General features: G+C 29.6%; 21 protein-coding genes and 1 pseudogene. 9 read left to right on the forward strand and 13 right to left on the reverse strand.

The genetic code is table 11. From position 1 onward, the window contains the following. Position 1 precedes the first annotated feature (1 nt). The 11 genes from CAMP18497_RS04760 to CAMP18497_RS04810 form a co-directional block, all read right to left on the reverse strand. Entirely contained in the window at positions 2-493 is a 492-nt protein-coding gene (locus CAMP18497_RS04760; RefSeq protein ID WP_337212777.1) for a hypothetical protein, read from the reverse strand. After that, positions 483-1,082 carry a ribosome biogenesis GTP-binding protein YihA/YsxC gene (gene yihA, locus CAMP18497_RS04765; protein WP_263683553.1) on the reverse strand — a complete coding sequence of 200 codons (600 nt, stop codon included), beginning with the start codon at positions 1,080-1,082 and terminating at the stop codon, positions 483-485. The genes CAMP18497_RS04760 and yihA overlap by 11 nt, the downstream gene beginning before the upstream one ends. Then, a complete protein-coding gene (gene lptA / locus CAMP18497_RS04770) occupies positions 1,079-1,537 on the reverse strand; it encodes a lipopolysaccharide transport periplasmic protein LptA (protein ID WP_337212780.1) in 459 nt (152 codons plus the stop codon). The genes yihA and lptA overlap by 4 nt, the downstream gene beginning before the upstream one ends. Then, positions 1,522-1,998, reverse strand: a complete 477-nt coding sequence (locus CAMP18497_RS04775) for a hypothetical protein (RefSeq protein ID WP_337212782.1) — start codon at positions 1,996-1,998, stop codon at positions 1,522-1,524. Before CAMP18497_RS04775 ends, lptA begins: the two co-directional genes overlap by 16 nt. Before the next feature lie 17 nt (positions 1,999-2,015). Beyond that, positions 2,016-2,504, reverse strand: a complete 489-nt coding sequence (locus CAMP18497_RS04780; RefSeq protein WP_039618077.1) for a 3-deoxy-D-manno-octulosonate 8-phosphate phosphatase, YrbI family — start codon at positions 2,502-2,504, stop codon at positions 2,016-2,018. Between the two features lie 4 nt (positions 2,505-2,508). Beyond that, positions 2,509-3,348, reverse strand: a complete 840-nt coding sequence (locus CAMP18497_RS04785; RefSeq protein ID WP_337212785.1) for a septal ring lytic transglycosylase RlpA family protein — start codon at positions 3,346-3,348, stop codon at positions 2,509-2,511. Next, entirely contained in the window at positions 3,284-4,435 is a 1,152-nt protein-coding gene (locus tag CAMP18497_RS04790; RefSeq protein WP_263724056.1) for a lytic transglycosylase domain-containing protein, read from the reverse strand. The genes CAMP18497_RS04785 and CAMP18497_RS04790 overlap by 65 nt, the downstream gene beginning before the upstream one ends. Beyond that, the gene (locus tag CAMP18497_RS04795; RefSeq protein ID WP_337212788.1) at positions 4,435-5,232 is read right to left on the reverse strand and encodes a TatD family hydrolase; all 798 of its coding nucleotides are present in this window, start codon (positions 5,230-5,232) and stop codon (positions 4,435-4,437) included. Before CAMP18497_RS04795 ends, CAMP18497_RS04790 begins: the two co-directional genes overlap by 1 nt. Beyond that, complete coding sequence (cbrR, locus tag CAMP18497_RS04800; protein ID WP_337212790.1) at positions 5,223-6,467, reverse strand: bile resistance response regulator CbrR; 1,245 nt, start codon at positions 6,465-6,467, stop codon at positions 5,223-5,225. The genes CAMP18497_RS04795 and cbrR overlap by 10 nt, the downstream gene beginning before the upstream one ends. Positions 6,468-6,529: 62 nt before the next feature. After that, positions 6,530-8,044, reverse strand: coding sequence for an AAA family ATPase (locus CAMP18497_RS04805; protein ID WP_337212792.1), 1,515 nt, complete (start codon positions 8,042-8,044; stop codon positions 6,530-6,532). After that, complete coding sequence (locus CAMP18497_RS04810) at positions 8,044-8,874, reverse strand: NAD(+)/NADH kinase (protein WP_263675634.1); 831 nt, start codon at positions 8,872-8,874, stop codon at positions 8,044-8,046. Before CAMP18497_RS04810 ends, CAMP18497_RS04805 begins: the two co-directional genes overlap by 1 nt. Positions 8,875-8,959: 85 nt before the next feature. On the opposite strand from CAMP18497_RS04810, the gene aspS reads away from it, so the two are divergent. The 9 genes and pseudogenes from aspS (at position 8,960) to CAMP18497_RS04855 (ending at position 19,244) form a co-directional block, all read left to right on the forward strand. After that, complete coding sequence (gene aspS, locus CAMP18497_RS04815) at positions 8,960-10,711, forward strand: aspartate--tRNA ligase (protein WP_337212795.1); 1,752 nt, start codon at positions 8,960-8,962, stop codon at positions 10,709-10,711. Then, on the forward strand, positions 10,708-11,280 hold the full coding sequence (locus CAMP18497_RS04820) for an adenylate kinase (protein WP_337212797.1): 573 nt from the start codon (positions 10,708-10,710) through the stop codon (positions 11,278-11,280). Before aspS ends, CAMP18497_RS04820 begins: the two co-directional genes overlap by 4 nt. Before the next feature lie 10 nt (positions 11,281-11,290). Continuing rightward, complete coding sequence (gene ppa, locus CAMP18497_RS04825) at positions 11,291-11,809, forward strand: inorganic diphosphatase (RefSeq protein ID WP_120759358.1); 519 nt, start codon at positions 11,291-11,293, stop codon at positions 11,807-11,809. A 37-nt stretch (positions 11,810-11,846) separates the two neighbouring features. Next, positions 11,847-12,878: a hypothetical protein gene (locus CAMP18497_RS04830; protein WP_337212800.1), complete on the forward strand. Its 1,032-nt coding sequence runs from the start codon at positions 11,847-11,849 to the stop codon at positions 12,876-12,878. A 78-nt stretch (positions 12,879-12,956) separates the two neighbouring features. Next, complete coding sequence (locus CAMP18497_RS04835) at positions 12,957-15,569, forward strand: valine--tRNA ligase (protein ID WP_337212802.1); 2,613 nt, start codon at positions 12,957-12,959, stop codon at positions 15,567-15,569. Between the two features lie 3 nt (positions 15,570-15,572). Next, on the forward strand, positions 15,573-16,529 hold the full coding sequence (locus CAMP18497_RS04840; RefSeq protein ID WP_337212804.1) for a methionine ABC transporter ATP-binding protein: 957 nt from the start codon (positions 15,573-15,575) through the stop codon (positions 16,527-16,529). A gap of 2 nt (positions 16,530-16,531) precedes the next feature. Then, positions 16,532-17,188 (forward strand): annotated as a pseudogene (locus CAMP18497_RS04845) (methionine ABC transporter permease); the annotation flags it as partial. Positions 17,189-17,197: 9 nt separating this feature from the next. After that, positions 17,198-18,403, forward strand: coding sequence for a glycosyltransferase (locus tag CAMP18497_RS04850; protein WP_263727284.1), 1,206 nt, complete (start codon positions 17,198-17,200; stop codon positions 18,401-18,403). A 70-nt stretch (positions 18,404-18,473) separates the two neighbouring features. Further along, the gene (locus CAMP18497_RS04855; RefSeq protein ID WP_337212808.1) at positions 18,474-19,244 is read left to right on the forward strand and encodes a MetQ/NlpA family ABC transporter substrate-binding protein; all 771 of its coding nucleotides are present in this window, start codon (positions 18,474-18,476) and stop codon (positions 19,242-19,244) included. Between the two features lie 28 nt (positions 19,245-19,272). Here the strand turns inward: CAMP18497_RS04855 and CAMP18497_RS04860 are convergent, their stop codons facing one another. Both CAMP18497_RS04860 and pta read right to left on the reverse strand, forming a co-directional pair. Continuing rightward, complete coding sequence (locus tag CAMP18497_RS04860; RefSeq protein WP_337212810.1) at positions 19,273-20,457, reverse strand: acetate kinase; 1,185 nt, start codon at positions 20,455-20,457, stop codon at positions 19,273-19,275. Positions 20,458-20,465: 8 nt separating this feature from the next. Then, on the reverse strand, positions 20,466-21,935 hold the full coding sequence (gene pta, locus CAMP18497_RS04865) for a phosphate acetyltransferase (protein WP_337212812.1): 1,470 nt from the start codon (positions 21,933-21,935) through the stop codon (positions 20,466-20,468). Between the last annotated feature and the right edge of the window lie 34 nt (positions 21,936-21,969).

The raw sequence follows: 21,969 nt of genomic DNA on the forward strand, positions 1-21,969 counted from the left end.
ATCAGATTTTTCCTTTAAAAATAACAAAAGAAATCAAAGCTTCAACAGCAAAAAACCATAAATATTCAATACCAAATTTTAAAATTTCATTATTATCTAAATATGCTAAAAACACATCAAAAAGATAGATGAAAATATAAGCACAAAAAGTGAATATAACGAGCAAATAATGCCCTAGTTTTAATTTACTTTTAAACCAATCCACAAAAAAATGATAAAAAATAAAAAAAGCTATCCATGAGCTAAAAAGATAAAATCCATGAATAACATCAATTAATAAAAGATAAAACAAAGAAAAATACCATCTAAAATCAAGTTTATTAAGGGTTCTTTCTTTTTCTTTTAAAAGCACTATCATGTAACAAAAAAATACCCCAAATAAAGGAGGTATCCAATAATACACAGAGCTTAGTACTTGATAAAAAATCAAAGATAGATAGAAAAATAAATAAGAAAAATCAAATCTATTTTTTACTAAATTTCTACTCCTCATTAAAACCCAAGCTCTCTAAAATGATTTTTTGTTCTAATTTATCAATACCACTTTTTTTCAAATTTGACACCAAAATGGCATTTTTATTTGCATTTAAAATTTTTGCTTTTTGGCTTTGATTGAGCTTATCTGCTTTTGTAAAAACTGTTATTTTTTTTTGATCAGCTCGAATAAAAGAATCTAAATATAAATCCAAATTTGCATCAATATCTAAATTATCATGCCTTGAATCTATTAGATGGATAAAAAGTTTGATAGAACTGCGCTCTTTTAAAAACTCATCTAAATTTTTATTCCAAATAGCCTTAGTTTTTTTGCTCACTTTCGCATAACCAAAACCAGGCAAATCAATAAATACTAGTTTAAATTTATCCTCATCTTTTTTACAATCAACTTCAAAAAAATTAATAAGTTGGGTTTTGCCCGGAGTTGAAGAGCTTTTTGCTAAATTTTTATTCTTACAAAGAGTATTAATCAAAGAACTTTTACCCACATTAGAGCGTCCTAAAAAAGCGATTTCAGTGTATATAGGTTGTGGGGCTTCGTCTATTTTGGAAGCAGAAATTAAAAATTTAGCATTTAGTATCATTCTTTTACTTCAAATACAAATTTCACAGGTTTTTTATCTTTACTCACTACTCTATAAGTCATATTTTTTCTATCTACTATGATTTTATCCCCTATGAGTTCTTTTTTTGTTTGCATTTCTGTAATTTTTGCATTGCCATTAATCTCATATGTATCCTTAGCTACATTATAAACAAACTCATCACCACTTCCATGATAAGTTTTATCTTTCATCATGATTTTAAATTTAGCGTCTTTAGTAGCTATATATTTAATGGGTTGTTTATTTTTCATATAAACAACTAATTTTTGCGAATTTAAAATATCTTTGCCTTTTTTAACTTCCACATCACCGGTTAATACACTTGTTTCGTTTTTTTCATCTAAATAAAAATCTTTAGCATAAACTTCTATTTTTTGCGCACTAAATGCAAATAAATTTAACAAACACAAAAAAATTATTACTCTAAAAACCATGCTTTTATTCCTTGAATTTTTAATTCTTTTTGATTCACATCATATAAAAAATTATCCCCAAAAACCTCATTTAAACCTATATATGCTTTAAAATTATCATTAGAAAATAAAATTTTATTTTTCATATCATAAGTTGCTTTTTGGGTAAAAATAGAAGTTTGATTATGATCAAAATAACTTACATTACCTTCTAAAATGGATTTTTCTTCATTTCTTACTAATAAATCTGAACTTAAATTATAATCAAGTGCTTGCACTTTAAAATCATCAAAAATATCTTTATCTTGGTATTTTACCCAGCGACTTGCCTGATATGTAGCCTTAATCACACTAGCATTTAACTCATAATCAAGCACATCAAAAGCTTGCATATTTGCCACATCTACCTTTTGTGGCTTTATAGCAAATAAATAAGGATCTTGAGTACTTAAAATCACCATAACAAAGGCGAATAAACTCATTAATATAGCAAAAATTTTTATCGCCAAAGTTTATCCCATTGAGCTTGCATATTATTATGTTCAATTAAAATTTCTATCATCTCACTCACTGCTCCATTACCACCTTTTCTATTTAAAACTTTATCAGTTTTTAAAGCCTTGTGTGCATCTTTTGGCTTAAAGCTATATCCAACTGCTTCAAGCAAGCTCATATCATTATAATAATCCCCAATAGCAGCACATTGAGAAAAATCCAAATTTAATTTTTCTAAAATTTCTTTAGCACAAGCTAGTTTATCACTAATACCTTGATAGACTAAATCAATTTTTAAATCCCTAGCTCTAAAATACACACACTCACTAGTTCTACCTGTAATGATAGCAACTTTTTTACCAAGCTTTTGCCAAGCTTCAATTGCTGCGCCATCTTTTACATTAAATTCTTTAATCTCACCATAATTTTGTGTGTAGATGATTTTACCATCTGTTAGACAACCATCTACATCTAAAAAAATAAGTTCTATCATGATTTTACTCTCTTACTATAAACGCACCTGGGAAAGATCCACTATCAACAAAATCTCTTGCTTCTTGCTCACTTCTAAAACCTTTTAAAAATACTCTATGCAAGCCATCTTTAGCACTTGTTTGTATTGTTGAAGTGTAAGAATTATAATTTTTATATCTACTTGCTATTAGCTCTGCACCACTTTTATTTCTAAATGCTCCAATTTGCACCATAAAAGATCCACCTTGGAAAATATGACCACTATCAGCAATCTCTCCACTGCTGCCTAAATTAGAATTAGTATGAACTGAACCCGAACTTGCACTTGTTCCAAAACCAATCACTTCAAGTCTTACAGGAGCTGTTCCTGCTTGAATCATATCTATATCTCTTGCAGCCATATTAGATAAATCTATAATCCTGCCTGCTACAAAAGGTCCTCTATCATTAATCCTAACAGTAGTTTGACGATGATTTTTTAAATTAGTTACTTTTACTATGGTATTCATAGGTAAAGTTTTATGAGCTGCGGTATATGCGTGTTGATCATAAGTTTCACCATTAGAAGTTTTTTTACCATGGAAGCCCGGACCATACCAACTAGCTATACCATCAGCAGTCTCACCTACTTCTACTACTGTTGGATAATAAGTTTTACCATTAATAGTGTAAGGCTTCATAGTGCCTTTTAAGCTTGTATTATTATGCTTTATACTTTTAAAATCTCTTTCTGGGTAATACACAGTAGGCGTGCTAATAGGTACCATACTACAAGCACTAAACAAAACCCCTATACAACTAACGACTAACGACTTTTGTATGAGAGTTTTTTGATATTTTTTGAGTTGTTTTAATTTTTGCATTATTATTCTCCTTAATTTTTAACACAAGTTTTTGATTGATATTGATTAAATTTCCTTTGATTTTATTATATTCTTTAATGCTTTCAACACTTATTTTGTGTTTTCTTGCAATAGTATAAAGACTATCACCCTCTTTTACTATATAAATTTTTGTATGCGGAATGGTTGTATCCACCTTAGCTAATTTTACATTCTCTAATGCCTTTTCTACCGCCACGCTTTTACTTAAAGGAATATACATGTAATAATCTTTTTTATCAGGTGGAGTAAAGTCATAATTAAAATGTGGATTATAACGTTTAAATTCATTATAAGACATTTTAGCTACTTTAGCAAGCTCTCTTAAAGAAACACTTGGGGGAACTGAGATTTTTTTAACTTCACTTGATAGGGCGTAATTAAGCAAGGCGCTATCTTGTGAAATTAAAAAATCATTATTATTAGCCAAAAATGCCATAGTAAGAATTTTTCTAATAAAAATTCTAGTTTCTAATGGTAAGTATTTTTTATCAGGATCAAGCAAAACCCTTAAATCATCACTTTTTGCTTTTTTTATAGCTTGACGTAATTTACCATCACCACAATTATAAGCTAAAATAGCCAAATACCATTTTCCAAACTGCTCTTTTAATTGTTTTAAATAAGTAATAGCTGCATAAGTTGATTTTACTAAATCTTTTCTCTCATCTACATAAGGATCTATCCTTAAACCCAAAGTTTGTGCCGTTGGTTTCATAAATTGCCAAACACCTACTGCTTTAGTTCTTGAAATACTATGAATTTTTAAACCAGATTCTACAATCGCTAAATACAAAAATTCTTGAGGAATATTTTCTTTTTCTAATATTTTGCGGATAATCGGAGTGATTTTATAAAATTCCCTCATCGTATCTACTAAAGTTTTAGAATGCATATCCATAGAAGATTCTTTAAATTCTAAAAAAATCATATCACTAAGATAACTTGCTTCTATATCTAAATTTCTTAAGATTTGTGCTTGTTGCGTGTAATGCTCTGGAGTAAATTGCAAGGCCTTAGCATTTAAACATAATAATACTAAAATAAAAAACAAAAAGCTTTTTTTCATTATAAACCTTGGAAAAACAAACGATTAGCGTTAAAATTAGTAAGTTTTATTATTTCATTTTTAGATAAATTTAAAAGTTCGGCCATTTTTTGAGCTACAAAATGCGTCAAAATAGGATCATTTACCTTGCCACGATGTGGTTCTGGAGTTAAATAAGGTCCATCTGTTTCTAAAACAAGCTTATCTTTTGGAATTTTAGGCAAAACTTCTACTAGTTTTTTTGCATTTTTAAAAGTTAAAACCCCACCTATACCAAAATAAAAACCATCATCTGCTAGCTGAAGTAAAAGCTCACTAGCATTAAAACAATGCAAAACACCACCTTGCAAATCTTTTGCATATGTTTTTAAAATATTAAAACTATCTTCATTAGCCTCACGCACATGCACAATCAAAGGCTTTTTATATTCAATAGCTAGTTGAATTTGAGCTATAAAAACTTCTTTTTGCTTTGCTTTTATTTCATCCTCATCAGCCCTTAAGCGATAATAATCAAGCCCACACTCGCCCACTGCAACGCATTTTTTATCATTTATAAATTCTTTTAAAATATCTAAATCAAAATCATCTATATCATAAGGATGTACCCCGCAAGAAAAATACACATTTTCATAATCATGTGCAATTTCCCTTGCTCTTGGCAAATCTTTTATATCCGCACCAGGTATGATGATTTTATCTACTCCATTAGCAAAGGCATGGTTTAACATTTCATCTAAATATCCAAAATAAACTTGGCTATCTAGATGACAATGCGTATCTATGATTTTTTCACTAAAATCACAATCTAAAAACATACCTCTACCCTATTTTTACCATTAGACTTAGCTAAATCTAGTGCCTTTTGAGCATTATTAAGTAAATCTTGCATTTGACTTGTTTTAACTCCAAAAGCAACTCCCACAGAAACACTATAATCAACCTCATCTAAAGCTATTAAAACACTTTCTTTAGCAATATTTACTCTTATATTTGAAAAAGCCTTCAACGCTTCTTTATTATCTGTATTTTTTAAAAGTACATAAAATTTACCATCTTCAATTTTAGTTGCTAAATCCATACCACGAATTTGATCTTTGATTTTTTTAGCTGTGTGCTTTATCACTCCATCACCACAATCATAACTTAACTCATAATTAATTGTTGCAAGATTGTCTATATCAATTAATGCCAAAGCCATTTCTTCATTTTCTTGCATATCTTCTAAGTAATCTAAAAATCTTTTTTCAAAATTTGCATAATCATCAAGTCCTGTTAGCAAATCTTTACCCAAACTATATTCATCAAGTAAAACACATTTTTGCATATAATCTAAGCAATTATTCACTCTACAATTAAGTGATTCTTTTTGGAAAGGTCTAATCACATAATCATTCACACCCTTTCTAAAAGATCTTGCCTCTAGCGCATCATCTTTATCTCCAACCATAATCACACCAAGCTCTATTTTAGAGTATTTTGAGCGAATTTCTGCAAGCAAATCTTCCCCATTAATTACAGGCATAGTTGCATCACAAATTACTAATTTTGTATCAGGATTATCACTTAGATAATTTAGTGCTTCTTCTCCATGCGCTGCTGCTAAGACATTAAAAAGTTGATTATTAAGATTTTTTTTCATTTCTGCACGTAAAGTTACATTTGCGATTGCTAAAATTATCTTAGTTTTATTATTTTTTTGAAGCATTCTAATGGAACTTAGCATTTCATCAATACAGCTTTCACTATCTTTTTGTATATAACCTATAATATCTTTTTCCATAAATTTCTTACGCGTTTGCCCATCGCTACTTCCTGTAAGCACTATAGCAGGAATATTTTTTTCTAAAATTACATCCACCACTTCTCCATTAGGAGCATCTGGCAAACAAAGATCTACAAAAGCCATAAAATAATTATTTTTCACTAATTCTTTAGCACTATTCATATCAAAAGCAACATCTACTTTTAAACCTAAAGTATTTTCTACTTTTTTTGCCAAAAGCTTTGTAAGCATTTTATTATCATCAATAATTAAAATTTTTTCTTCCATAGCCAACTCTCTTTGTAATTTAAAACTATTATTATACCATATAGAAAATTTACTTTTTATTTTTAAAGTAAAGTTCTAGTAAATTCTAAAGCTTCTTGGGTAATATTTTCCCCACTTACCATTCTAGCAAGCTCTCTTACTCTTTCTTCTTTTTCTATTTTTCTTACCCTACTTTCATTTCCTATTTTTTCTACTAAAAAATGGCTGCTTGCTTTTGATGAAAGCTGTGGTAAATGTGAAATTGCAAAAATTTGATAAAACTTAGCAAGCTCTTTTAATACTTCAGCTATACTCATTGCTTCTTTACCACTTAAATTTGCATCAATTTCATCTAAAAATATTATACCACTAGCTTTATTAGTAACATTACATTCTGTTGCAATAAAAGAAAGTCTTAGACGGTTTATCTCGCCTGAGCTTAAATTTTTCAAACTAGCCTCATTGATATTTAAACTCACTTCATCTTTACCTAAAATACTTAAAGCACAATCTTTAAGCTCTAATTTAACTTCTTTCATATAAAGTTTTTCAAGATAAAAATTCAGTAATTTTTCAAGCTCTTTTAATCTTTTTTTACGCAAAGTACTTAATTTTTGACTTTTCTCATCTAAAAGCATTTTGGTATTTTGTACTTTTTTTTCTAATTCTTTTTTTTCAAAACTTAAATTTTCATAATGAGCTAATTCTGCTTTTTTCTTCTCTAAAGCTTCTAAAGCTTCTTCTATACTTCCATATTTTGAAATCAAAGAAGAAAGTTTTTCTATCCTATCAAGTACTTCTTCTATATCAAAATCAAAATCATCAAAGCTTTGATTTTCCCACACTGCTCTTAATTCGTTTAAACACTCTGAAAAAAATGAACTATCAACATCACTAATTTGCAAAGCTTCAATCACTGCTGATTCTAATTCAAAAATTCTGCTTGCCCTATTCCAAGCAGCGTCAATTTTGTCTTTTTTAGAAAGTCTTTTTTTAAAACTCATCAACTCATCAAATTCGCCAATTTTTGGGTTAATACTTTGAATTTTTTGTATTTCAAAGCTCGTAAATTCTTTTAATTCTTCTACTTTTTTTTCTTCTTCTTGAATTTTTTCTAATTTAGTTTTATTTTCCATGTATTCTTTATAAATATTTTTATATTCATTTAAAAAATCTTGAAATTTCTTATCCTCTTTTGATTGCATAAAATCAAGTAAGTTTAAAAATCTTTCATTTGAGAACTCATTATTTTCCTTAGCTGAAAGATATTTTACAAATTTCTTAGAAAGCAAGACTAAATTCTTTTTTGAAATAAGTTGATTATTGATAAAATAACGCGAGCTTTTATCTTTTAAAAGTTTAAATACATTTAATTCTTCATTTTCGATACCAAACTCATCTAATTCAAGCTCATCATTTAACAAAATTTCTACCATTTTAGCTTCACTCTCACTTAGAGCAAATGCTGCCAAAATAGCCTTAAAAAGCACCGATTTTCCAGCACCACTTAAGCCAGTAAAGACAGTAAGCCCCGCTTCTAAGTCTAATTTTGCTTGTTTAAAACCTAAATTTTCTTTGATTAAAATACTCTCTATCATCACTTACCCCAATTTAACTTTTCTTTTAAAACTTGGAAATAATCTCTATCTTTTTTATGTATAAAACTAAGTTCTTTTTTACTAAGTCCTATAATAATTCTATCATATTCTTTAGGATCAATCACTTCTTGCCCATCTAAATACAACAAACAATGCTCAACTTTTAGTTCAAGCTCAAAGCCATAAGGTAAAACTATAGGCCTTTGGGTTAAAGAATGAGAACAAACTGGAGTTAAAACAAAAATTTCACTCCAAGGATGCACTATAGGTCCACCTGCACTAATATTATAAGCAGTTGAACCACTTGAACTAGCTATGATTAAACCATCTCCATAATAAGCATTAAAAAGTTTATTTTCAAAAAAAACTTCCACATTTGCCATTAAAGCATTATCACGCGAAAAAACCGCGTCATTAAAAGCAAATTTTTTAATGATTTTATTTTTTTTATACAAGGTAATTTGAAGCATTTTGGCTTTTTCTATTTTAAAATCACTTTTAAAAAAATCTTCAAAAAAACTTTCTATCTCATTAAAAGAAAGGGCTGTTAAAAAACCTAAATTTCCTGCATTTATCCCCAAAATAGGCTTTTTAGCCTGATAAGCTTGTCTGCATAAAGATAAAAGCGTGCCATCCCCACCTAGAGAAATCAAAAAATCTAATTTTTGTAAATCTTTTAGATTAATTTTTTCTTGTTCTAATAATACAAGCTCTATATTTTTTTGCAAAAAAATTGTTTTTAAAAAAGCAATTTGCTCATTTAAATTTGTATTTAACCTGCAAAATAAGCCTATTTTTTGAATTTTTTCTATATTTATATTTTTTTTCATAAAAAAATTATAACAAAACTTAGCTAAGCAAAAGAATAAAATACTATAATAACAAAATTGAACAAAATTAAGCTAAGGAAAAATTTTGAGAACTCATTACAATACAGAGCTTAACATACAAAATGTTGGCGCGGAAGTAACATTATGTGGTTGGGTAAATTCTTACCGTGATCATGGAGGTGTAATTTTTATCGATCTTAGAGACCGTAGCGGACTTATACAGTTAGTATGCGATCCTGCAGATAATCAAGAAGCACACAATATAGCTTCATCAGTAAGAAATGAATATATTTTAATAGCACAAGGAAAAATTCGCCCACGCGGTGAAGGACTTGTAAATCCAAAATTAAAAACCGGGGAAATAGAAGTTGTTATAAGCAAACTTACTATTGAAAATGAAAGCGCTGTAATACCTTTTGCTATAGGCGATGAAAGTGTGAATGAAGAATTAAGATTAAAATATAGATTTTTAGATTTAAGAAGTAAAAAACTTTATGATAATTTTGCTCTAAGATCAACTGCTTGTATAGCAACAAGAAATTCTTTAGCAAAAATGGGATTTTTAGAGGTTGAAACTCCTATTTTAACTAAAGCTACCCCAGAAGGCGCAAGAGATTATTTGGTACCATCACGCGTACATCAAGGCGAATTTTATGCCCTACCTCAAAGTCCTCAACTTTTCAAACAACTTTTAATGTGTTCAGGATTTGATAGATATTTTCAAATTGCAAAATGCTTTAGAGATGAGGATTTAAGAGCAGATCGCCAACCTGAATTTACTCAAATAGATATAGAAATGAGTTTTTGTGAGCAAAAAGATATCATAGCTATGGCAGAAAATTTACTCAAAGATATTTTCAAAGCTTGCGGAAAAGAAATTAGCATACCTTTTAGACAAATGAGTTACAAAGAAGCTATGGAAAATTATGGTTCTGATAAGCCTGATTTAAGATTTGATATGAAATTTATTGATGTGATTGATATTTTTGCAAAATCAAATAACGAAATTTTTGCAAATATTGCAAAAGATACAAAGAAAAATCGCATTAAAGCTTTAAGAGTTCCAAAAGGCGATACGATTTTTTCTAAACGCCAAATGCAAAGATTTGAAGAATTTGTACGCAAATTTGGAGCAGCAGGACTTGCATTTATACAAATGAAAGAAGATGGTCCTAAGGGTCCACTTTGCAAATTCTTTAGTGAAGAGGATTTAAACGCTTTAATTCAAAGATGTGAATTAGAAGTTGGAGATGTAGTATTTTTTGGTGCAGGGGCTAAGAAAACCGTGCTTGATTATATGGGTAGATTTAGATTATTCCTTGCTGATGAAATGAAAATTATTGATGAGGATAAATTAGAATTTTTATGGGTTATTGATTTTCCTATGTTTGAACAAAATGATGATGGAAGCTATTCTGCAATGCACCATCCATTTACTATGCCAAAAAATATTGATGAGCAAGATTTAGAAGAAATTAATTCTATTGCACATGATGTGGTGTTAAATGGTGTAGAATTAGGTGGTGGTAGTATAAGAATTCACAAAAGCCCTATCCAACAAAAAGTCTTTAAACTTTTAAATATTAATGAAGAAGAACAAAGAAAGAAATTTGGCTTCTTACTTGATGCATTAAGCTTTGGAGCACCACCACATGGTGGTATAGCAATAGGCCTTGATAGACTTATCATGCTTTTAACAAAATCTTCAAGCATTAGAGAAGTTATAGCATTTCCTAAAACACAAAGAGCGCAATGTCTTATGACTCAAGCTCCAAGCGAAGTAAGCAATGAACAAATGAGAGAATTAGGTATAAGATTAAGGGAGAATACTAAATGAAACAATTATTTTTAATCATAGGCGCACCAGGTAGTGGCAAAACAACTGATGCAAGCATTATAGCTACAGATGATGCAAATATTACTCATTATTCTACAGGTGATTTACTAAGAGCAGAAGTGGCTAGTGGAAGCGAACTTGGAAAGACTATTGATAGTTTTATTTCTAAAGGAAATTTAGTTCCACTAGATGTAGTTGTAAATACCATCATCACTGCTTTAAAAAATGCACCAACCAACACGATACTTATCGATGGTTATCCAAGAAGCGTTGAACAAATGCTTGAGTTTGATAAGGTATTAAAAAATCAAAGTGAAGTAAATTTAAAAGGTGTTATAGAAGTTAAAGTTAGCGAAGAAGTTGCTAGAGAAAGAGTTTTAGGGCGTGCTAGAGGTGCTGATGATAACGAAGAAGTTTTCAATAATAGAATGAAAGTTTTTTTAAAACCTTTAGAAGAAATAACAAATTTCTATACTAAAGAAAATATCCACCATGTAATCAATGGTGAAAGAAGTATTGAAGCTATCGTAGCTGATATGAAAAATTTAATCAATGATTTATTAAAATAAAGGATAAAAAATGGATATTAGCAAAATCAAAGTTGGAGAAGTACCAAACAAACTTAATGCAGTTATTGAAATTCCTTATGGATCAAACATCAAATACGAGCTTGATAAAGAAAGCGGAGCCATCATGGTTGATCGTGTGATGTATTCAGCTATGTTTTATCCAGCAAACTATGGTTTTATACCAAATACTCTTGCAGATGATGGCGATCCTATTGATGTTTTGGTTTTAAATGAATACCCTATCCAAGCAGGAGCTGTGATTCCTTGTCGTTTAATAGGGGTATTATTAATGGAAGATGAAAGCGGTATGGATGAAAAATTACTAGCTGTTCCTGTAAGCAAAATTGACCCAAGATATGATAATATTAAAAGTTTAGATGATTTACCAAAAGCGAGCTTAGATAAAATCAAAAATTTCTTTGAAACATATAAAATGCTTGAACCAAACAAATGGGTAAAAGTAAAAGAATTTGCAGGCATTGAAAAAGCAAGTGAAATTTTAGAAAATTCTATTAAAAATTATAAATAATCAAAAGTCCTTTTAAGGACTTCACAAAGGATAAAAAATGAAAAGTATTATTGCTTTTAGTATAGCTTTTGTGGTGCTAATAGGCGCTAGTATTGGTTTTTATATGTGGTATTTTGAAGATGATTCAAATACTTATGTATATGATTATAAAAAAAGTAGTTCTTATCAAAGCTACACTCCGCCAAGTACTCAATACAACCAAGAAAGAAATAATATAAGTGATAATACTTATCAATCACAACAAACAGTTCAAGAGCCTTTAAAAGAAGAAACTCCAGTGCAAAATAATCCTATCATGGATGAAAATACAAGCACTCAAGAAGTCGCGCCAACAACCCAAACAAATATGGCTGAAGTTTCTAAAAATGAAACTATTACACCTAAAGCAACCCAAGAAGAACAAAAACTTCTCGTTGAAAACAACAAACAAACAAGCGTAAAAAAAGAAAAAACAACAAAATGTAAAAATACCATGCAAGAATACATTGCAAAAGGTAAAACTAGCAGATATGAGCCAAGTTTGAGTGATGATTTTGTTAAAGTTTATGTATTAGATGGAAAAAGCTTAAGTGATTATAGAATTGATATGTTAAAAGAAATGATTAATCCTGTTAAAGTTAATTCTCAAGATTATAATTTAACTATTTTTATCGATATGCTTTCAAATAACAATATGAAATTAAGCATATATAATAAAGATATTGTTTTTGCTAAAAATAAGAAAAAATATAATTATGTAGATGTTAAAATTTCTGATTTAAAATTTTTATTTGAAAGAAATGGATATAGCGAATATAGCAATGAAAATTTACTTGAAAAAATCAATCAAAATCTAGCAAGAGAAGATATACTCAAAAGAGTTAAAATTCAAGGTTATGCGGACGATAGAGGTAGCACTTTTGCAAACTATATGATAGGGTTAAATAGAGCAATGAACGTGGCCAAACATTTCTTTAGTTTTACTGAGGTTATAGAAATAGAATCTTTGGGAAAAGATACCTACCCTACTAAAGATAAGTCTGATTCTCAAAGACAAAATAATCGTAAAGTAGAAATTAGTTTTTTATAACTAATTTCTAAATTTCAAAACTTCTTTAACAATTTTAAGCTAACATAACAATTTATTTTCATTCTCAAGGTAGCAATTATGTATGATAAATCACTAGAAAAAGAATATTATAAAATTTGCGAAGAACGCGGATATTTTGAAATCAATGGTAATGAAAAAATTCAAGAAAAAGGTAAAAACTTTTGTATTATGATGCCACCACCTAATGTAACAGGCGTTTTGCACATAGGTCATGCTCTAACTTGTACTTTACAAGATATCACAACGCGTTATAAAAGAATGGATGGTTATAAAACCCTTTACCAACCAGGGCTTGATCATGCAGGCATTGCAACACAAAATGTTGTAGAAAAACAACTTTTAGCTCAAGGTATTAAAAAAGAAGAACTTGGTAGAGAAGAATTTATAAAAAAGGTATGGGAATGGAAAGAGCAAAGCGGTGGTACCATAGTTAAGCAAATGCGAATTTTAGGTATCACTCCTGCTTGGAGTCGTTTGCGCTTTACTATGGATGAAGGTTTAGTAAATGCGGTAAAAAAAGCCTTTGTAGATCTTTATGGTAAAAAGCTTATCGTGCGTGGAAATTACATGGTAAATTGGTGTACTCATGATGGAGCATTAAGTGATATAGAAGTAGAACATAAAGAAAATAAAGGAAAATTATATTATTTAAAATATTTCTTAGAAAATTCTCAAGAATACATCGTAGTAGCCACCACAAGACCGGAAACTTATTTTGGTGATAGCGCTGTGATGGTTAATCCAAACGATGAAAGATTTAAACACTTAATAGGCAAAAATGTCATTTTACCCTTAATAGATAGAAAAATTCCTATTATTGCTGATGAGCATGTAGATATGGAATTTGGTACAGGCTTTGTGAAAGTAACCCCAGCACATGATCATAATGACTATGAAGTAGGCTTAAGACATAAACTTGAATTTATTACCATCTTTGATGAAAAAGGTATTTTAAATGAACACTGCTTGCATTTTAAAGGCTTAGAAAGATTAGAAGCAAGAGATGTTACTATAAAAGAATTACAAGAAAAAGGTTTTGTTGAAAAAATAGAAGATTATACTAATCAAGTAGGATATTGTTATCGTTGTAAAAATGTAGTTGAACCTTACATTTCTAAACAATGGTTTGTAAAAAATGAAATCGCAAAAGAAAGCATAGAAAAAGTTAATCTTGGTGGAAGCAAATTCTACCCTGCACATTGGATTAATAGTTTTAATGCTTGGATGAGGGATTTAAAAGATTGGTGTATTTCAAGACAACTTTGGTGGGGTCATCAAATTCCTGTGTATTACTGTGAATGCTCTCATGAATGGGCAAGCGAAGAAACTCCAAGTCAATGCCCAAAATGCCAAAGCACTAATTTCAAACAAGACCCTGATGTTTTAGATACTTGGTTTTCTTCAGGTCTTTGGGCTATGAGTACTTTAGGTTGGGGTAATAAAGACTGGGGCAAAAATACACTTTGGCATGAAGATGATTTAAAAGATTTTTATCCAAATTCTTTATTAATCACCGGCTTTGATATTTTATTTTTCTGGGTTGCAAGAATGATGTTTCAAAGTACTAATGCTTTAGGTGAGCTTCCTTTTAAAGATATATATTTGCATGCTTTGGTTAAAGATGAGCAAGGTAGAAAAATGAGCAAGTCTTTAGGTAATGTCATTGATCCTGTGCAAAGCGTGGATGAATATAGTGCTGATATCTTGCGTTTTACCCTTGCTCTTTTAGCTATCCAAGGTAGAGATATAAAATTAAGCAATGACAAACTCATACAAGTTAGAAATTTTACGAATAAGCTTTATAATGCAAGCAAATTTTTACTTTTAAATGAAGAAAAATTTGAGGATTTAGATAAAAGCAAAATTCAAACTAACTTGGCAAAATACATGCTGTCTCGTTTTGAAGTATGCGTAAAAGAAACAAGAGAAAATTTAGATAATTACCGCTTTAATGATGCGGCAAATACTTTGTATAGATTTTTCTGGGATGAATTTTGTGATTGGGGGATCGAGCTTAGTAAGGCTGAAAAATCAAGTATAAAAGAACTTGGAAGCATTTTTAAAGAAGCATTAAAGCTTTTAAATCCTTTTATGCCATTTATTAGTGAGTATTTATACCATGAGCTAAGTAAAACTTCTATTCAAACTCATGATTCTATAATGATTTTAAAATATCCTAAATTTAATTCTAGAGATGAAAAAATAGAAAAATTATTCAATATCATTATAGAAAGTATAGTAAGCTTACGCCGTGCAAAAACCCTAGTAGAACTTGCAAATGCAAAAATTCAAAAAGCTTGTATAAAATTAAATGATGAGAGTTTAATGGCTGAGTTAAAAAATTACACCAATTTCATCTCAACACTTGCAAAATGTGAAAACATCGAGTTTATTAGTACAAATTTAGAAAAATCCATTAGAGATGTTAGTGAAAATTTAGAAGTATTTATACCAACTCAAGATCTTGATTTAAGCGGTGTTTTAAATAGACTTAATAGTCAAAAAACAAAACTTGAAAAAGAATTTAACAAGCTAGATGCTATGATGAAAAATGAAAAATTTATCTCTAATGCACCTGCTGCGGTTGTTGAGCAAAATAAAACTCAACTTGAAAGCATTAAAACTCAACTTGAAAAAATCAATGATGAAATTTCTAATTTAGAAGGCTAATAAGTGATAAAAATACAAAATCTTAAAAAATATTATGGCAAAGAATTAGTTATAAATGATGTTTCTTTAGAAGTTAAAGAAGGGGAAATTTATGCTCTTGTTGGACACAGCGGGGCGGGAAAATCAACTTTGCTAAGATGTATTAATGGTTTAGAAAATTATCAAAGTGGTAGCGTGGAGATTTTTGGTAAAGAAATAGCTACCTTAAAAGAAAAAGAGTTAAGAATATTTAGAAAAGATATAGGAATGATTTTTCAGCATTTTGCACTTATGAGTAGAAAAAATGTATTTGAAAATGTGGCTATGCCTTTAGAAATTCATAATTTTGACAAAAGCACAATTCAAAAAAGAGTTAATGAGCTTTTAGATCTTGTGGGGCTTTTAGCCAAAAGCAAAGCTTATCCAAATGAACTAAGTGGTGGGCAAAAACAAAGGGTAGCCATAGCTAGAGCCCTTGCTTTAAATCCTAAAATTTTACTAAGCGATGAAGCTACTTCTGCACTTGATCCAAATACCACAAACAATATTTTAGAGCTTATTGCTAAAATCAATCAAGAATTTAACATCAGCGTAGTATTAGTAACTCATGAAATGGAAGCAGTAAAGCAAATAGCACAAAAGGCTGTATTATTAGAGCATGGACAAATCATAGGTCAAGGGAAAATTGAAGATTTATTCTTAAAGCCAAGTGAAAAAATGCGTGAATTTCTAGGGGAGAGTGATTTTTTACCACAAAATGGAGTCAATGTGCGCTTATATTTTTGCAAAGAAAAAGCAAATCAAAGCATAATCACTCATATGGCTAGAAGTATAAATATTGATTTTAATATAGTTTGGGGTAAAATAGAAAAGCTAAATAATAATGCTTTAGGAAATTTGGTAATCAATATAGAAGCTAAAGATCAAGAAAGAGTTTTAAATTATTTACAAGAAAATGGCGTTATTTGGGAGCTTGTGTAATGAATTTAGAAGCAATTTTAAGAAATTTTGAAAATATACTTTATCCGGCATTATTAGAAACTCTTTATATGAGTTTTACAGCCACTTTTTTAGCCTTTTTAATCGCACTTATCCCTGCAATTGTGCTTACTGTTACTGATAAAGGTGGCTTATGGGAAAATAAAAGCATTTACAGTGTGCTTGATTTTATTATCAATATTTTAAGATCCTTTCCATTTTTAGTACTCATTGTAGTTTTAAGCCCTTTTACAAAATATCTTATTGGTATTAGTATAGGAACAACTGCTACCATAGTACCACTTACCATAGGAATTGCGCCTTATTTAGCTAAAATGATTGAAAGTGCTTTTAAAGAAATTGATCCTGCTATCATTGAAGCAGCAAGATCTTATGGAGCTAGCAAAGCACAAATTATCTTTAAAGTTATGTTTAGTGAGGCTTTACCAAGCATTATTAATGGTATCACTTTGATTTTAATCATCGTAATAGGATTTTCCGCTATGGCAGGAACTGTTGGTGGTGGTGGTTTGGGCGATGTAGCTATTCGCTATGGTTATGAGCGTTTTAGAACTGATATTATGATTCAAACCGTTGTGATTTTAATTGTTTTAGTTCAAATCATACAATTTATAGGAAATATTCTTTATAAAATCACCAAAAGATAAACAATGAAACATAAACTTGGTATTTTGCTAGCAGCGACTAAAAATTCAAGCTTTACCATAGGAACCTTGCTCATTAACATTATGGATGTTATGGGTGAAAAGGTAGATGTGTTTTACATTTTACATGATGGTTTTAGCTTGAATGATCAAAATATCATGCAAAAAATTGTTAAAAATAAAACAATTAAATTTCTTCCTTTTACTCAAGAAGATTTTTTAGCCACTCTTAGTAAAAATCAAAATGATATTAATAATTTATTTTTCTTAAAAAGATGGACGCATATGGCTTTTGCAAGATTTGAAGCTTTTAAGTTTTTAGATGAATGCGAAAGTATTATTTATCTTGATTTTGATGTTTTACTTTTAAAAAGTATAGATGAACTTAGCAAATTAAGAGCTAGAAAATATCATTTTGGTGCAAGATTAGGTAAAACTTTGCTTCAAACAGCTCTACCTTTAGAAAAAAATCATAATAATAAGCGTGTATATCAAACAGGGATTTTAGTTTTTACTGATCTTATACCAAATCCTTTACAGTGTTATCAGTTTATCTATAATTATCTTTCACAAAATACTAAAAATTGGCAAGATCAAGGAATTTTTTCCTTAATGGCTTATGAAAATCACTTTAAAGTTAAAGATTTAAAAGACAAATACACAGGAAGTACTCATTATCTTACAAATCTTACGCAAAATGCTTCTATAGTTCACGCTTGTGGAACTAATAGTCGTTTTTGGAATAGTAAATTTTGCAATCAAACATGGCCTAAATGGCAAGAATATTATGAAAAATGGCTAAAACTTGGTGGAAGTAAATATACAGGATCTTTTTATAAAGATAATAAACAATCCGTCCAACGCACAAGATATCATTTATCATACAAACTAGGCTATGCTTTTATAGAATGCACTAAAAATAAGAAAAAAATTCCTTTTTTACCTTTTACTTTGTTAAAGATTTACTATAAACACACAAAACTTGCCAAGCAATATCAAAAAGATTTAAAAACAAAACCTTATCTTAAACTTCCACCTTTATCAAGTTATGATGATTATAAAAGCGAGGGTATTAAAAACCAAAATACTTATTCTTATAAAATCGGACAAGCTCTTATTAAGGCTCAAAAAAATTGGCACAAAGGTGGTTATGTAGATTTTATAAAAGAACTCAAACATTTTGCCAAAGAATACAAAAACAAACAAAAATAAAACTTTTCCTATCTTATTAATATTTTTACAATATAATCAAGCATATTAAAAACTATAAAAAGGAGTTAAAATGAAATTGTTAAAATTGCTCGCTGCAAGCACAATTTTAGGTGCAAGTTTATTTGCTAATGAAGTTATTACTGTAGGTGCGACACCAGTACCTCACGCTGAAATTTTAGAACAAACTAAAGATTTATTAAAAAAAGAAGGTTACACATTAGAAATTAAAGAATTTAATGACTATATTTTACCAAATCTTAGCACAGATAGCAAAGAACTTGATGCAAATTTCTTCCAACATCAGCCTTATTTGGATGAGTTTAATGCTAATAAAGGCACAAAATTAATTAGCGTTGCAAAAGTTCATATCGAACCAATGGCAGTTTATTCTAAAAAATATAAAAACATCCAAGATCTTCCACAAAATGCTACCATAGCTGTACCAAATGATCCAACAAATGAAAGCAGAGCTTTAGATATTATCGCTAGTACCAAGCTCGTTAGTTTTGAAAATAGCGCATTAAAAACTCCAATTGATATCAAAGATAATCCAAAAAATATCAAATTTAAAGAGTTAAAAGCAGCACAACTTCCAAGAGCTTTAGATGATGTTGATTTTGCAGTGATTAATTCAAACTATGCCTTATCAGCAAATTTAAATCCTGTAAAAGATTCTATTTTAATAGAAAGCAAAGAAAGTCCTTACGCAAATATCTTAGTAACCACTCAAGATAATAAAGACAATCCTAAAATCAAAGCTTTAGTAAAGGCTTTACAAAGTCAAAAAGTAAAAGATTTTATCAATGAAAAATACCAAGGTGCAGTGGTCCCTGCATTTTAAAACAAACCTTGAGTTTTAAAACTCAAGGTTATTTATTTTTAATAAGTTCTGTGGTAATTTTAGCTATTTCTAATTCTTCTTCTGTTGGAACAATTAAAATTTTAATTTTAGAGTCTTTTTTACTAATCTCGCCATTCCTAAGCTGTGCATTTTTATCTAAATCTATATCAAATCCTAAATGCGCTAGTCTTTGACAAACTTTTGCTCTAACAATATCATCATTTTCGCCTATACCAGCTGTAAAAATCAATGCATCAACTCTAGGTAAAATCGCAAAATATGAGCCAATATATTTACTCAAACGATAACAAAACATATCAAGAGCAAGTCTTGCTTTTTCGTTATTTTGTTCAATTTGAGCTTCAATATCTCTAAAATCATTAAACCCACAAATTCCATAAACACCACTTTTTTTATTCATTATAGTGTCTAAATCAGACGGGTTTAAATTTAATTCTTTTGCTAAAAATGGCAATACAGCAGGATCAATATCTCCACATCTAGTCCCCATGATCAAACCTTCTAGCGGTGTAAAGCCCATAGAAGTATCTATGCATTTTCCATTTTCTATAGCACAAACACTTGCACCATTTCCAAGATGAGCGCTAATTGCATTAAATTCATTAATATCTTTACCAAGTATATGCGCAGCTTGCTTGCTTACATAAGAATGTGATGTGCCGTGAAAGCCATATTTTCTAACTTGGTGTTTTTCATAAAACTCATAAGGCAAAGCATACATATAAGCATAATCAGGCATACTTTGATGAAAAGCTGTGTCAAAAACTGTCACATTAGGAACTTTTGGAGCTGCTTTTATCATAGTTTTAATACCTATCAAATGTGCAGGATTATGTAAAGGTGCTATGTGAGCAACTCTATCAATTTCTTTTAAAATTTCATCATCTACTAAACAATGTTTAGTTAAATTTGGGCCTCCATGAACTATCCTATGTCCACATCCATCAAGTTCGTTTAAATCATGTAAAATTCCACTTTGAGCAAATAGTTCATTTACTAATTCAATACCTTGCTCATGATCTTTAATCGCTAATTCTTTTTTGTATTTTTGACCACTTTTTAGATCTTTTAATTCTATTTTAGAGCTTTGCTCACCTATTTTTTCCACCAAACCAGATGCTAGGGCTTCATCTTTTTCAAAAAGCTTAAATTTAATTGAAGATGAGCCTGAATTTAAAACTAATATTTTCATTTTTCTCCTTATTCTTGTGCTTGAATAGCACTTAAAATCACAGTATTAACAATATCCTCCACTAAGCAACCTCTACTTAAATCATTAATAGGCTTTTTAAGGCCTTGTAAAATCGGGCCAATAGCTAAAGAATTTGCTGTTCTTTGCACTGCTTTATAGCAAATATTTGCCGCATTTAAATCAGGAAACACATATACATTTGCCTTTCCTGCTACTTTAGAATTTGGCATTTTGCTTTTTGCTGTTAGCATATCATATGCTGCATCAAATTGTATAGGACCTTCTAGCTCAAGTTGAGGATATTTTTCTTTAGCTATTTTAGTAGCTTCTTTAATTACATCTACACTAGCCCCACTTCCGCTATCTCCACTAGAATATGAAAGCAAAGCCACTTTAGGTTCAAGCCCAAAAGCTTTAGCACTATTTGCGCTCACATAAGCAATTTCAGCAAGTTGCTCAGGAGTTGGATTTGGCATAACAGCACAATCAGCAAAAACCAAAACCTTATCTTCTAAAGACATAAAAAACATACCAGAAACCAAACTCACATCAGGTTTTGTTTTGATAATTTGCAGGGCAGGACGAATAGTTTCAGCAGTAGTTGTGCTCGCACCACTTACCATAGCATGCGCTTTTTGAGTATAAACAAGCAAGGTTGCAAAATATGTTTTATCTTGTACTAACTTTTTAGCTTCTTCTTTACTCATACCTTTACTTTTTCTAGCCTCATATAAAAGTTCTTCAAATTCTTCATTATATTGAGAATTTTTAGGATTTATAATACGTACACCATCGATATTAATACTTAAACTATTAGCTTTAGCACAAATTTCATTGCTATCGCCTAGCAAAATCAAATCAACAATCTCATTTTGCATTAAAAACTCACTAGCTTTTAATACTCTTTCATCAAAACTTTCAGGTAAAACCACTATTTTTTTATCTGCTTTTGCTTTTTCAAAAAGCTCATAAGAAAATCTTGCCTGAGTTTTATAGGTATATTCTTGTAATAAATCTTGAGTAAAATCTTCATTTTCTTTTAATAAAACAAAGTCGCTAAGCTTTTGGCTTAGTAAGAAATTTAACATAGTATGATTTTCATCTTGACTTTTTGCATATAATGGAGTATTTAGCTCTTTAGCTAAGGCTATATTTAAACTCAAATCACCCATCAAGCCAAAATCATCTACTCCAACCACTATAACAAAATCATTTTCTTTTTTTAATTTTTCATAATCTTGAATTATTTTTTTAAAAAAATCATTTGAATTTTGAGTAAATTTGCTTTGATAATCATTTTTTTCAAAACTACTAAAAAACTCTAGTTTAGTATTATTTTTTGAGCATATTAAAGCAATTTTTTCTTTATTTTTCTCACAAAAAACAGGAAAATAAAAAGCTATTTTACCTTGAACTTTTCCTAAAGACTGTGTTAAAAATTTCTCATCAACACAATTTAATAAAAACATGGATTTCATTTTTTCCTCTTTTTTAACAAAATAATTGTTTTTT

It is taken from the genome of Campylobacter sp. W0066.1, from assembly GCF_024723635.1.
GTDB classification, from domain to species: Bacteria; Campylobacterota; Campylobacteria; order Campylobacterales; family Campylobacteraceae; genus Campylobacter_D; species Campylobacter_D lari_C.